Genomic DNA, 13107 nt, shown 5'->3' on the forward strand with positions numbered 1-13107 from the left:
CTTGTGGGTTACGGGAGGGTGCGCAGGGCCTGTTCGAGGAGGGCGGCGCCTTCCTCGGCCTCGGCGACGGTGAGGGAGAGCGGCGGGGCGATGCGCAGGACGCTGGTGTCGTGGCCGCCGCCCTTGCCGATGAGGAGGCCGTTCTCGCGGGCGGCCTCCAGGACGGCCGCGGCGGCCTGCGGCTGGGCCGCGCCGGTGTCGGGGTGGGCGAGTTCGATGCCGATCATCAGGCCCCGGCCGCGTACCTCGCGTACGAGGTCGATGCCGGCGCCGATGGCGCGGAGCCGTTCGATGAGGAGGCCGCCGACGCGGCGGGCGTTGCCCTGGAGGTCGTGTTCCAGGAGGTAGGAGAGGTTGGCGAGGCCGGCGGCCATGGTGACCGGGGAGCCGCCGAAGGTGGAGATGGAGTTGGCGGTCAGGCAGTTCATGACCTCGGCGCGGGCCACGACGCCGCCGATCGACATGCCGTTGCCGATGCCCTTGGCGAAGGTCAGCATGTCGGGCGGACCGCTCGCGGCGTGGGCCTGCCAGCCCCAGAAGTGTTCGCCGGTACGGCCCCAGCCGGTCTGTACCTCGTCGCTGATCCACAGCACGCCGTGCCGGTTCAGGACCTCGCGGAACGCCGCGTACAGCCCGTCGGGCGGGGAGGTGAAGCCGCCGACGCCCTGGATGGGTTCGGCGATGAGGGCGGCGACGTCGCCGGTGTGGCCGAGCAGGTCCTCCAGGTCGGCGACGCACGCGGCGGTGAAGTCGGTGTCGGAGAGGTGGGCGAAGGGGCCCCGGCTGCGGACGGCGCCGTGCACGTAGAGGGTGCGCAGCGGGGAGAGACCGGTGGTGGACCAGACGCGGTTGCCGGTGACGGAGACGGCGGAGAAGGAGCGGCCGTGGTAGCTGTTGCGCATCGCCAGGATCTGGTTGGAGCGGCGGTACGCGGTGGCGAGGAGGAGCGCGGTGTCGTTGGCCTCGGTGCCGGAGGTGGTGAAGAAGACGCGCGCGTCGGGGATGCCGGAGAGCGCGGCGATGCGCTCGGCCAGCTCGATCATCGGGCGGTTGAGGTAGAGCGTGGACGAGTGGATGATCCGCCCGGCCTGTTCGCTGACGGCCTTGGTGACCTCCGGGAGGGCGTGGGCGGTCATGGTGGTGAGGATGCCGCCGAAGAAGTCGAGGTAGCGGTTGCCGTCGGCGTCCCAGACGTACCGGCCCTCGCCGTGGGTGATCTCGACGGGCCGGTCGTAGTAGAGGGCGAGCCAGTCGGGCAGGACGGCCTTGTGGCGCTCGTGGAGGTGGTTGCGGGCGGAGCGGTTCACGGCTGCACCAGCCCCTCGTACGCGTCGGGCCGCCGGTCGCGGTAGAAGGCCCACTGCTGCCGGACCTCGTCGATGAGGTCGAAGTCGAGGTCGCGGACGACGAGTTCCTCCTCCTTGTCGGAGGCGACCTCGCCGACGAAGCGGCCGCGGGGGTCGACGAAGTAGCTGGTGCCGTAGAAGTCGTTGTCGCCGTACTCCTCCTGGCCGACGCGGTTGATGGCGGCGACGTAGTACTCGTTGGCGACGGCCGCGGCGGGCTGCTCCAGCTGCCAGAGGTAGGACGACAGGCCGCGGTGTGTCGCGGACGGGTTGTAGACCAGTTCGGCGCCGTTCAGGCCGAGTTGGCGCCAGCCCTCGGGGAAGTGGCGGTCGTAGCAGATGTAGACGCCGACCTTGCCGACGGCGGTGTCGAAGACGGGCCAGCCGAGGTTGCCGGGTTTGAAGTAGTACTTCTCCCAGAAGCCCTTGACCTGCGGGATGTGGTGCTTGCGGTACTTGCCGAGGTAGGTGCCGTCGGCGTCGATGACGGCGGCGGTGTTGTAGTAGAAGCCCGCACCCTCGATCTCGAAGACCGGGACGACGATCACCATCCCCGTTTCGCGGGCGAGGTCCTGCATGCGGCGGACGGTCGGCCCGTCCGGCACGGGCTCGGCCCAGCGGTAGTGCTCCGGCTCCTGCACCTGGCAGAAGTAGGGGGCGTTGAACACCTCCTGGAAGCCGATCACCCGGGCGCCTTGCCGGGCCGCCTCACGGGCGTGCTCCTCATGCTTGGCGATCATCGATTCGGTGTCGCCTGTCCAGGTCGCCTGGACGAGTGCGGCGCGCACGGTACGGGACATGAGCTGCTCCTTCGACACGGCGTCACAGAGCCTCTACGCACGTAGAGCGATACGTAGAAGAGGAACGTAAGCCTCGTCACATCGCGGAGCAAGACCGCCGCCATTAACCGCCGGAGTCGATCATGTTTCGTACCCAAGTGGTCCACACCGGTCATCTTGTGTCGCTGTCCCGCCATCCCCGGTGGTCGCGCAGCAGCGTGGCCCTCACCTCAGGTCGTGACCAAGCCCGCCACGCGCAGCGCGTGGACCAGCGCGGGCTCCCGAGCCGGGTCCGCGGCCCGCGCGGCCGCCAGCACCTCGGGGACCAGCCGGTCCGGGGCGTACGCGGCGAACCGGGCCGCGTCCTCCGGCGAGCGCGCCTCGACGAACGCCGCCACGAGCGCCCTCGCCTCCGCCCCGCGCCCGTCGCCGTCGAGGGCCAGCACGGCCGCCACGGTCTCCTCGGTCGGGCGTGCCACGCCCTGGCGCAGCAGCTGCCGGGCGTCCGCTTCCCGGCCCGCCTCCGCGAGCGCCCCGGCGAGCGCCGCGAGCCGCCCGGACGGAAGGTAGGCGGCCTCCCACAGGAGGGTGGCCCAGTCGGCGTCGAGGCCGGCGCGGTGCAGTTCGGCGGCGAGCAGCGGCAGGCGGGGCGCGGGCCACTGGACGGCCTCGCAGAGCAGGGCGTGCGCCTCGCCGCCACGCCCCTCGGCGCGCAGCGAGAACAGGGCTGCGACGGTACGGTGCACGGCGTCGGCCGCGGCGCGGTCGGGTTGCTGCGGGGGCGCCTCCGCAGGGGCGTCCGGCGCCGGTGCGGGTGCGGGCTCGGGTTCTTCGGGGCCGCCGTCCCCGCCGAACCGCGCCCCGCGCGGGGCGACGACGGGCGCGTCGAGGCCCGGCAGCCCGCCCGGGACCCCCGCCGCCCCGCCGTCGTACCCTGCCCCGGCCGACTCGGTGTCGTCGTCGGCGGCCGCGTCCAGCCAGGCGTACCGGGCCCCGCGGGGCCGCCGCCTGCCGGGGACCGCGGCGCGCCCGCGTTGGCCGCGTACGCCGGACGCCTCGGACACGGGCCCAGGTGCGGGGCCGGGCCCCGGCACGGAGGCAGCGTCCGGCCCGGACGCCGGGGCCGCAGGCGCGGGCCCTGACTGCGGCCAAGGCTCAGGAGCGGACCGCCGCCAGGGCTGGGGCTCAGGATCGCGGTCGAGCCGGGGCCCAGGATCGCGTTCCGGCCAGGGCGCGGGCGCGGGCTCGGGCGCAGCCGCGTGCCAGGGCTCCCGCACCGGCGCGGCCCCAGCCCCGGACGCCCGCCCGGGCGCGAGCCCGGGCCCCGGCACGGAGGCAGCGTCCGGCCCGGACGCCGGGGCCGCAGGCGCGGGCCCTGACTGCGGCCAGGGCTCAGGAGCGGACCGCCGCCAGGGCTGGGGCTCGGGCACCGGCGCGGCTGCCGATGCGGGCGTCGGACCCGTCCCGTGGTCCGGCACAGGCCCAGGCGCGGAGCCGCGCCCGGGTGCCGCCGTGGCCGTACCCAAAGCGGCCAACCGCGCCCGGAGTTCCGCGACGCGGGCCGTGGCGCGGACATGGTCGTCGCGTAGCCAGGCCAGCTCATGGGCGAGCCGCTCCGCGTCCGCGGAGCCCTCGTGCGTGGCCCCCAGGAGGGCCACCAGCTCGCGGCTGCGCTCCGCCGCGCCGCCCTGCTCCCGGAGCATCACCTCCAGGCGGGCCCGCAGCGCGGCGTCGCCGCCCGGCCGCAGGTCGTGGGCGGCGGCCGCCGCCGTATGCAGCTGCCGGGCCCGTACGGTCCGCGCGCGGGCCTCGTCCTCGCCCCGCACGGCCGCGAAGTCCTGGAGCAGGGCCTCCACCACGTCCCAGGGCGGGATCTCGGCGCCCCGCAGACATGCGAGCATCCCGTCGGGGTCCCGGTGCCGGAACACCGCGTACCAGCCCCCGTCCTGGTCGAGGAGCGCGGCCAGCTCCCTCAGCCAGTGCGCGAACGCCTCGATGGTCCCGGCCGGTTGATGTTCCGTCATGTCCGCCCCTGCCCAGTGGATCCCGCCTGCGGTGCGTGAGGCATTCGACACCCGGCGTGTTACGGCCGGGCTACGAACTCTTTTCGCGCCGGAACCGCACGCGATCACGGCGCTACGCCTCGTGAGAGCAGCGACCGTACGGTCCCGGCCGTGACGGTCCGCGCCTACGGGCGTCCCGCCGGCCGGACGACCATCGCCGACCCGCCGCCGCGCCGGGTCCGCTCCGCGGCGGCGAGCCAGCGGCCGTCCGGGAGGCGCTGGACGCCGGTGGCCGCGCCGATCTCCGGGTTCTGGCGGAAGGCGTGCCCCAGGGCTTCGAGGCGCAGGCGGAGGGGGCTGTCGTAGAGGGCCGGTTCGAGGTCGGTGACGGGCTGGTTGCGCTGGCTGGCGCGGGGCGCGGCGATCGCGTCGACCAGGGGCAGGCCTCGGTCGAGGTGGCCCGTGAGGGTCTGGAGGACCGTGGTGATGATGGTGGCGCCGCCGGGTGAGCCGAGGGCGAGGACGGGGCGGTCGTGCCGGTCCAGGACGATCGTCGGGGACATGGAGGAGCGCGGGCGCTTGCCGGGGCCCGGGAGGTTCGGGTCGTGGACGGCCGGATGGGCCGGGGCGAAGGAGAAGTCGGTCAGCTCGTTGTTGAGGAGGAACCCCCGGCCGGGCACCGTGATGCCGCTGCCGCCGGTCGACTCGATGGTCAGCGTGTAGGCGACGACGTTGCCCCACTTGTCGGCGGCCGTCAGGTGCGTGGTGTTCTCGCCCTCGTACGTCGTCGGGGCCGCCGCCCCGGTCGTCGCGCACGGCACGGGGTGGCGCGGGTCGCCGGGGGCCAGCGGACTGGTGAGGGCGGCGTCGTCCTTGATCAGGCAGGCCCGGCCGTCCGCGAAGCGCTGCGACAGCAGCCCCGCGACCGGGACGTCCTCGAACGCCGGGTCGCCCACCCAGCGCCCCCGGTCCGCGAAGGCGACCCGGCTGGCCTCGATGAAGCGGTGCAGGTACGCCTCCTGGGAGAGGGTGGCGACGTCCGTGCCCTCCAGGATGTTCAGGGCCTCCCCCACGGTCGTGCCGCCCGACGAGGACGGGGCCATGCCGTAGACGTCGAGGCCCCGGTAGGACATCTTCGTCGGGCGGCGCCACACCGTCTCGTACGTGGCGAGGTCACGGATCGTCAGGTCGCCGGGGCGCACGCGGCGTGTGGCGCCCTCGCGCACCGGCGGGTTGCGGACGGTGCGGACGATGTCGTGGGCGATGTCCCCGCGGTAGAGCGCACGCGTGCCCTGCCGGCCCAACTTCTCGTAGGTCCGGGCGAGATCGGGGTTCTTCAGGACGGAGCCGACCACGGGCAGCTCGCCGCCGGGCAGGAACAGCTCGGCGCTGGCCGGGAAGTCCCGGAAGCGCTCCTCGTTGGCCCGGGTCTGCGCCCGGAACGTGGCGTCGACGACGAACCCGTCGCGGGCCAGTCGCTCGGCGGGCTTCAGCAGCTCCTTCAGGGACTTGGTGCCCCAGGCGTCGAGGGCCGCCTCCCAGGTCGCCGGGGTGCCGGGCGTGCCGACGCCGAGGCCGCTGGTCATGCCCTCCGCGAACGGGATGGGGCTGCCGTTCTCCAGGAAGAGGGAGGCGTCCGCCGAGCGGGGCGCGGTCTCGCGGCCGTCGATGGTGCGGACCGTACGGCTGCGGGCGTCGTAGTGGACGAAGTAGCCGCCCCCGCCGATGCCGGCCGAGTACGGCTCGGTGACCCCGAGGGCCGCCGCCGTCGCCACGGCCGCGTCCACGGCGTTGCCGCCCGCGCGCAGCACCGCGATCCCGGCGGCCGACGCGTCGGCGTCCACGCTGGAGACGGCTCCGCCGAAGCCGACGGCGACGGGTTCCTTCACCGGCGCGGAAGCGGGCGCGGGCGTCGGCGGGGATGCCGGTGCGGGCGTCGGCGGCGCGGCCGCCCCGACCGCGAGCACCGTCGCGGCGACAGCGGCGAGCGAGACGTTCCGTGCGGTGGACCGACGCATCCGGATACCTCCAGTCAACGACCGTCCGCGCACTGTAACTTCACCGCGCGCCCCGTACCAGGACCCCGTCGAACACCGATGCGTGTCCCCGCTAGCATGCGCCCCCATGGACGAAGACCTGCGCAACCTCGTGCTCGGGGTGCTCGCCACCGGGATCAGCGCCTCGTTCGGCTGGCTCGCCCGCACCCTGCTCTGGCGCCGCAAGCTCCGCCGCAAGCAGGCCTTCTTCGGACTGCCGGGCGACTCGGAGTGCCTGCTGGTCGTCAACCGCGAGGCGGGGGGCGACGGGGTGCACCGCAACGACGTGTTCGCGCTGCTCGAACTGTCCGCGCTGATCCGCGACTGCGACGCGCACGCCCGCATCGTGCGGCACGACCGGGTTCAGCAGGGGCTGGGGGAACGTACGGAGTTCAGCCTGGGGGGTCCCTGCACCAATCTCCGTACGGCGGCCCATCTCCGTGCCCTTCTCCCCGGAGTGCGGGTGGAGGAGCAGCCCGGCACACTGCCGGACGTCTACCGGATCGGCTCGGAGGTGTACCGGGCGGAACGCGGCGAGTGCGAGTACGTCGTCCTCGCACGGCTCCGCGCCGGTGAGGGACGTCGGCCCGTCTTCCTGGTCTGCGGGCAGCGCGCCATCACGAACCAGGCCGCCACCCGCTATCTGGTCCGGCACCACGAGAAGCTCGCGCGCACGTACGGGCGCGGGCCCTTCGTCCTGCTGCTCAAGGTGGTCCACTCGGAGGCGTACGGGCCGGACGTCGTCGAGTTGGAGGCCGACGTGACGCGCGCGGCGCTGCGGCCGGGACCGGAGACCGCGTCGACGTCCGCGCAGGCACCGGAGGCCCCGGCACCGGTCGTCGGTCAGGACACCGAAGCGCCCTGACCGACGGCTCCGTACGGAGGATCAGGCGTCCGGGTTCTGGCCCGCCGACGCCTTCTTGACCCGGTCGATCTGGAGCTGGGCGAACTCCTTGAGCTTCGCCTCGTCCTTGACGTCGTCCCCCTCCATGAAGATGAGGACGCTGTCGATCCGTATGGCGACCGAGGCGTCGTCGGTGTCGGCGAACGCCTCCACCGCGTCGGCCTCGATGTCGAGGTTCAGCGCCTTGGGCGGGGCGCCCTCGACGTCCTGGCGCGCCTGGGCGACCGCACCCTTCATGGCGACGCCGGCGTTCTCCGGCGAGTCGAAGGAGACAAGGCCGAACTTGATCCGCTTGTCGGAGCTGTCGCTCTTCTCCACGAAGCGCGTGTTGCCGAGGGCCACGAGGCCGGCGCAGTTGGTCTCGGTGCCCTCCTGGCACGCTTCCAGGGCCTCGCTGCCCGTCTTGACCTCGGGGTCGCGCCCCTCCCAGCCCTGCGGCGCCGACAGCTTGCTGGGCAGGGCCATCAGCATCTGGCTGGAGTCCAGGTGGACCGGCTTGTCGTCGCCTCCCCACACGCCGCCGTCACCGTCTCCGCAGCCGGTCAGCACCGCCATCAGTGCCACCGCCGCCGCGATCCCCCGAAGTTCGCCGGCCACCCGACTCCCCTTCTCTTGCGTCTGCTTCCGCTGTTCTGCCGCGTCGTACGCGTCTTGCGCGTCGTGCGCGTCTGCCGCGTCTTCACGCGTCACGGATTGTCGGTGACCACTCAATCCCATGATCGCTTCCGGCGCCAACTCCTTGTCGCTTTTGCCTCTCCGCCGGGCCGGGCCGTCGTGTGTCGGGCTCGTCACACCCCGTACCTGCGAAATTCTCCGGTTCGCGGCAACCTGCCCCCTCCGTTCACCCTCTCTTCCAGGGACGGAAGAACGCATCGGAGGTTTTCGAGTTGAGCCGCATACGCCCGCGCAGCACGTTCCGCACCACCGCCCTCGCCGGTACCGCGGTTCTGACCGCGGCCCTCACCGCGTGCTCGGGCGGTGGCAGCGGCGCATCCACGACCGCCGGCCAGGACGGCAAGGCCAAGCCCGAGACCCGCATCTCGGTGAACCTGACCGGCAAGCAGGCCAAGGCCGGCGAGCCGGTCCGGGTGACGCTGGCCGAGGGCCGCCTGACGCAGGTCACCGTGACCGACTCCAAGGGCGCCCGGCTCGACGGCAAGGTCGCCGCCGACGGCAAGTCGTGGACGTCGGCGCGCAAGGCCGCCCCGGGTACGGGCTACACGATCGAGGCGCGGGACGAGAACGGGGGCACCGCGAAGGCCGACTTCGCGACCGCCGCCCCCGAGAAGGTCAACAAACTGACGCTCGCGCCCGGCAAGAACACCACGGTCGGCATCGCCCAGCCGCTGTCGATCGTCTTCGACCACCCGGTGAAGAACAAGGCCGAGGTGGAGAAGGCCCTGAAGGTCACCACCTCGAACAACACGGAGGGCTCCTGGGGCTGGATGGAGGACTGGTCGGGCAAGGACCGCGTCGACTGGCGCCCCAAGGAGTACTGGAAGCCGGGCACCAAGGTGACCCTGAACGCCCAGTTGAACGGCGTCGACTCGGGTGCGGACGGCGGCTGGTTCGTCCGCGACTACCAGACGGGCTTCACGATCGGCCGCAACCAGGTCGTCAAGGTGGACCTGGACAACCACCGGCTGAAGCTGATGAGGGACGGTCAGCTGGTCAAGGACCTGCCGATGTCCGGCGGTACGCCCGGCGGCGAGAAGGCGTCGTGGCGCGGCAGGACGGTGCTGATGTCGAAGGAGGGCACGATCAACATGCGCTCCGAGACGGTCGGCCTGGGTGACGCGTACGACAAGATGGTCGACTTCTCCATGCGGCTGACCTGGTCGGGCATGTACGCGCACGCCGCGCCGTGGAACGCCCAGTACATGGGCAACGCGAACCGCAGCTCCGGGTGCATCGGCATGAACGACGCGGACGCGAAGTGGGTGTACGGCGAGGTTCAGGTCGGCGACCCGTTCGAGGTCACGGGCGAGGACGCCAAGGGCACGCAGGCGCTCAACAACGGCTACGGCGAGTGGAACCTGTCGTGGGAGGACTGGCGGGCGAAGAGCGCACTGCGCTGACGGCCGCCGCGTCCGTCCGTCGGTCGCGGTCCCTCGGTCGCGGTCCGTCGCTCCCCGCGCCAATTGTTACCATCGCGTAACTTACCGGGGAGTTACCTCCGGTAAGTCCAGGCGGTTACCGTCGGGTCACTTTTCAACCAACGCTCGCGTCGAAGTGAGGAGTGACCCGTGGGACTTCCGCGTACCGCCCTGCGTACGGCCGCCATCGGCACCGTCTCGGCGGCCCTGGCGGCCGGAACGGCCTTCGGGCTCGCCCCCTCGGCGGCGGCCGGCACCGCCGCCGAGTCCACCTCGACCGTCACACCGGCCCCTACCGCCACAGCCGCCACGACGGCGGCGGAGGCGAGCGGTATACGGTTCGTCGACATCACCGGCGACGGCGGCACCGTCCTCAAGGCCAATGTGGTCACCCCGGCCGACGCCGCCGCCGACCCGGCCCGCCGCTACCCCGTCCTGGTCCTGCCGACCAGCTGGGCCACGCCGCAGGTCGAGTACCTGGCCCAGGCGCGGAAGCTGGCCGACGCCGGCTATGTGGTCGTGACGTACAACTCCCGCGGCTTCTGGCAGTCCGGCGGATACATCGAGGTGGCCGGCCCGGCCGATGTCGCCGATGCCCGCAAGGTGATCGACTGGGCGCTCGCGCACACCCCGGCCGATCCCGCCCGCGTCGGCATGGCGGGCGTCTCCTACGGGGCCGGGATCAGCCTGCTGACCGCGGCCCACGACCGGCGGGTCAGGGCCGTGGTGGCCCTGAGCGGCTGGGCCGACCTCATCGAGTCCATCTACAGCGGCCGTACGCAGCACCTGCAGGCCGCCGCGCTGCTCGGCGGCAGCGGCCATCTCACCGGACGGCCCAGCCCCGAGCTGCAGCGCATCCTCAAGGACTTCCTCTCCTCCAACCTGGAGCGGGAGCAGGAGATGATCGACTGGGGCCGCAAGCGCTCCCCCGCCACCTACCTCGACCAGCTCAACGCCGGCGGCGCGGCCGTCATGCTGGGCAATGCGTGGGGCGACACGATCTTCCCGCCGAACCAGTACGCCTCGTTCTACGAGAAGCTCACCGGCCCCAAGCGCCTCGAACTGCGCCCCGGCGACCACGCCACCGCCGAGGCCACCGGCCTGCTCGGCCTGCCCAACGACGTGTGGACCAACGCGCACCGCTGGTTCGACCACCACCTCAAGGGCGCCGACAACGGCATCGACCGCGAGCGGCCGGTCCAGCTGAAGTCCCGCTCCACGGGCGGCTACGAGGGCTACGCGGACTGGAAGTCCGTCGGCGCCCACGAGCGCAGGATCACCCTCGGCGACGAGCACCGGATCTACGCCAACGTCGACTCGGGCGCCAATGGCGGCACCGTGCTCCTGTCCAACGCGCTGGACCAGTTCCTCCGGCTGCCGCCGGCCGTGTCCGTGCCGCTGGTGCCCCGCTCGTTCGCCGCCGTGTGGCAGTCCGAGCGCTACGCGACGACCCGTCACATCCGGGGAACGGCGAAGCTGCACACCACGGTCACCAGCACGAGGACGAGCGGCACCTTCGTGGCGTACCTGTACGACGTGGGCCCGCTGGGCATCGGCAAGCTGGTGAGCAACGCCCCGTACACCTTCCACGGCCGGACGCCCGGTGAGCCGTTCGCCGTCGACCTGGAGCTGTTCTCGACGGCGTACGACGTCCCGGCAGGGCACCGGCTCGCCCTGGTCGTCGACACCGTGGACCCGCTGTACGCGGAGCACAACCCGTCCGGCGCGCGGCTGACCTTCTCCTCGCCGCAGGCCGACCCGTCGTACGTGTCGGTTCCGCTGCGGGAGGAGTGATCTCCGGCCGCTGCCGCCATACGCTGCCCTGCCTCGGTCCAGGTGTCGGGGTCGGTCAGCGCAAACTTTCCATCCGGGAAAGGGACTTCACGCACCGACACGCACAATCGGGCATTAGCCGTATTTACCGACGAAGCGGGACAGTGGCCTCAGCCCTCGGACGCCTCGCCGTACACCTGCGACAGTTCGGGGGAACCGGTGATCGCCCAGTCGAGCCCGGCCTCCACCACATTGATCTCGCGGCCCGAGGCCAGCCGGACCACCGGCTGGCCGCCGGGCAGCACGTGCCAGGCGGCGCCCGGCACCGTCCGTACGATCACCGTGCCGAGGTACAGGCCGGCGTCGTTGCCCACCCAGGGCAGCTCCTCCGGGTCCTCGCGCCAGCGCGGCGGCAGCTGGTCGAGGGCCTCCAGGGAGCGTGGGGAGTCGTCGAGGACGACGCCGGCCTGCCGGCCCTTCGCCCGCAGCAGCGCGCACTCGGACAGCACGTCGGCCACCCCCTCCGGGTCCCTCTCGAAGGCGGAGGCCAGTGCCGGTTTCCGTTCGTCACCACGCCGCTTGCGCCAGGAGTCCAGGAAAGGGATGTTCATACGCCAAGCGTGTCACCCCGGAGGGGCCGCGCACTACAGGGCACGCGCTAAGGGGTGTCCGGCGGATCATGCCGACATCGCCGGGCGGTGCCCTTCGTCGACCTAGACCTCCAGGTCGACGACCACCGGGGCGTGGTCCGAGGCGCCCTTGCCCTTGCGCTCCTCGCGGTCCACGTAGCCGTCCTTGACCGCGTCGGCGAACGGCTTGTTGCCGTACACGAGGTCGATCCGCATGCCGCGGTTCTTCGGGAAGCAGAGCTGACGGTAGTCCCAGTACGTGAACGGGTGGTCGTACTTGAGGGGGCGCGGCACGACGTCGTCCAGGCCGACGCCCTTCAGCCCGTCGAGCGCGGCCCGCTCCGGTGCCGTGACGTGCGTGGAGCCCTCGAAGAAGGCGCGGTCCCACACGTCGTCGTCGGTCGGCGCGATGTTGAAGTCGCCGAGCACGGCGAACGGGCGCGGTCCCGCCGCGTCGTCGGCGACGGCGCCCTGGAGGGCCTCCAGCCAGCGCAGCTTGTACGCGTAGTGCTCGTGGGCGACCTCGCGGCCGTTCGGCACGTACACCGACCAGACCCGGACGGGGCCGCAGGTCGCGGAGATCGCCCGCGGCTCCTGCGCCCCCTCGTACTCGGGTCCGCCGGGCAGCCCCACGACCACGTCGTCGAGGCCGACCCGGGACAGCAGCGCCACGCCGTTCCACCGTCCCGTGGCGTTCACCACCGACTCGTAGCCCAGCTCGCGCAGCTCGTCGGCGGGGAACTGCTCGGCCGTGCACTTGGTCTCCTGGACGCACAGCACATCGGTGCCGCTGCTCTCCAGCCAGGCCAGCAGCCGCGGCAGCCGAGCGGTGATCGAATTGACGTTCCAGGTGGCGATACGCATGACGGACAGCCTAACGGCGGGGTACGACAGCGGCCGTCACAGCTCGGTGTAGGCCCCCGGGGTCATCCTGCGGTGGTCGGTGCCGCCGAGTCCGCCGATGTGCCGGTCGTAGATCGGCCGGGCGAGCGGGGCGAGCAGGGCGTCGTGGATGTCGATCGCCCGCTGCGGCTTGACCTCGCGGACGTAGTCGATGACCTCGGAGATCTTGTTCCAGGGCGCCATGACCGGCACGAACAGCGTCTCGACCGGCCGCCCGGGCACGGTGAGCGCGTCGCCGGGGTGGAAGACGGCGCCGTCGACGAGGTAGCCGACGTTGGTGATGCGCGGGACGTCCGGGTGGATGACGGCGTGCAGTTCGCCGTGCACCTCGATGTCGAAGCCGGCGGCGGTGAACGTGTCGCCGTGGCCGACCGTGTGCACGCGGCCCGGGAAGGCGGCGGACAGCTGCTCGGCGACGCTGCGCAGCGTCCAGATCTCGGCGGCGGGGTTCGCCTCCAGGCCCGCCCGGAGCCGGCCCTCGTCGAAGTGGTCGGGGTGCTCGTGCGTCACGAGGATCGCGTCGGCACCGAGGGCGGCGTCCTCCTCGCTGAAGCCGCCGGGGTCGATGACGAGGGTGCGGCCGTCTTTCTCCAGCCGCACGCAGGCGTGGGATTTCTTGGTCACCTTCATCCCCCCAT

General features: G+C 72.5%; 11 protein-coding genes. 3 read left to right on the forward strand and 8 right to left on the reverse strand.

What is annotated here, in order from left to right:
• Positions 1-8: 8 nt before the first annotated feature.
• From ABEB09_RS05095 to ggt, 4 genes are all read right to left on the reverse strand, one after another.
• Positions 9-1307 (reverse strand): aspartate aminotransferase family protein, encoded by a 1299-nt coding sequence (locus ABEB09_RS05095; protein WP_345687518.1) that lies wholly within the window; start codon positions 1305-1307, stop codon positions 9-11.
• Positions 1304-2146 carry a nitrilase-related carbon-nitrogen hydrolase gene (locus ABEB09_RS05100; protein ID WP_345687520.1) on the reverse strand — a complete coding sequence of 281 codons (843 nt, stop codon included), beginning with the start codon at positions 2144-2146 and terminating at the stop codon, positions 1304-1306. Before ABEB09_RS05100 ends, ABEB09_RS05095 begins: the two co-directional genes overlap by 4 nt.
• 209 nt (positions 2147-2355) lie before the next feature.
• Positions 2356-4149 carry a hypothetical protein gene (locus tag ABEB09_RS05105; RefSeq protein WP_345687522.1) on the reverse strand — a complete coding sequence of 598 codons (1794 nt, stop codon included), beginning with the start codon at positions 4147-4149 and terminating at the stop codon, positions 2356-2358.
• A gap of 164 nt (positions 4150-4313) precedes the next feature.
• Positions 4314-6146 carry a gamma-glutamyltransferase gene (gene ggt / locus ABEB09_RS05110; RefSeq protein WP_345687524.1) on the reverse strand — a complete coding sequence of 611 codons (1833 nt, stop codon included), beginning with the start codon at positions 6144-6146 and terminating at the stop codon, positions 4314-4316.
• A gap of 106 nt (positions 6147-6252) precedes the next feature.
• On the opposite strand from ggt, the gene ABEB09_RS05115 reads away from it, so the two are divergent.
• Positions 6253-7029 carry a hypothetical protein gene (locus ABEB09_RS05115; protein WP_345687526.1) on the forward strand — a complete coding sequence of 259 codons (777 nt, stop codon included), beginning with the start codon at positions 6253-6255 and terminating at the stop codon, positions 7027-7029.
• Between the two features lie 21 nt (positions 7030-7050).
• Here the strand turns inward: ABEB09_RS05115 and ABEB09_RS05120 are convergent, their stop codons facing one another.
• Positions 7051-7665, reverse strand: a complete 615-nt coding sequence (locus ABEB09_RS05120; RefSeq protein ID WP_345687528.1) for a hypothetical protein — start codon at positions 7663-7665, stop codon at positions 7051-7053.
• A 290-nt stretch (positions 7666-7955) separates the two neighbouring features.
• On the opposite strand from ABEB09_RS05120, the gene ABEB09_RS05125 reads away from it, so the two are divergent.
• Both ABEB09_RS05125 and ABEB09_RS05130 read left to right on the forward strand, forming a co-directional pair.
• A complete protein-coding gene (locus ABEB09_RS05125; RefSeq protein WP_345687530.1) occupies positions 7956-9146 on the forward strand; it encodes an Ig-like domain-containing protein in 1191 nt (396 codons plus the stop codon).
• A 168-nt stretch (positions 9147-9314) separates the two neighbouring features.
• Complete coding sequence (locus tag ABEB09_RS05130) at positions 9315-10958, forward strand: alpha/beta fold hydrolase (RefSeq protein ID WP_345687532.1); 1644 nt, start codon at positions 9315-9317, stop codon at positions 10956-10958.
• Positions 10959-11107: 149 nt separating this feature from the next.
• On the opposite strand, the gene ABEB09_RS05135 is transcribed toward ABEB09_RS05130, so the two are convergent.
• The 3 genes from ABEB09_RS05135 to ABEB09_RS05145 all read right to left on the reverse strand — a co-directional run bounded on the left by ABEB09_RS05135 (position 11108) and on the right by ABEB09_RS05145 (position 13099).
• Positions 11108-11548 (reverse strand): DUF6278 family protein, encoded by a 441-nt coding sequence (locus ABEB09_RS05135; RefSeq protein ID WP_345687534.1) that lies wholly within the window; start codon positions 11546-11548, stop codon positions 11108-11110.
• Positions 11549-11650: 102 nt separating this feature from the next.
• The gene (locus ABEB09_RS05140; protein ID WP_345687536.1) at positions 11651-12430 is read right to left on the reverse strand and encodes an exodeoxyribonuclease III; all 780 of its coding nucleotides are present in this window, start codon (positions 12428-12430) and stop codon (positions 11651-11653) included.
• A 36-nt stretch (positions 12431-12466) separates the two neighbouring features.
• The gene (locus tag ABEB09_RS05145; protein ID WP_345687538.1) at positions 12467-13099 is read right to left on the reverse strand and encodes an MBL fold metallo-hydrolase; all 633 of its coding nucleotides are present in this window, start codon (positions 13097-13099) and stop codon (positions 12467-12469) included.
• Between the last annotated feature and the right edge of the window lie 8 nt (positions 13100-13107).

The organism is Streptomyces coeruleoprunus (assembly GCF_039542925.1).
GTDB classification, from domain to species: Bacteria; Actinomycetota; Actinomycetes; order Streptomycetales; family Streptomycetaceae; genus Streptomyces; species Streptomyces coeruleoprunus.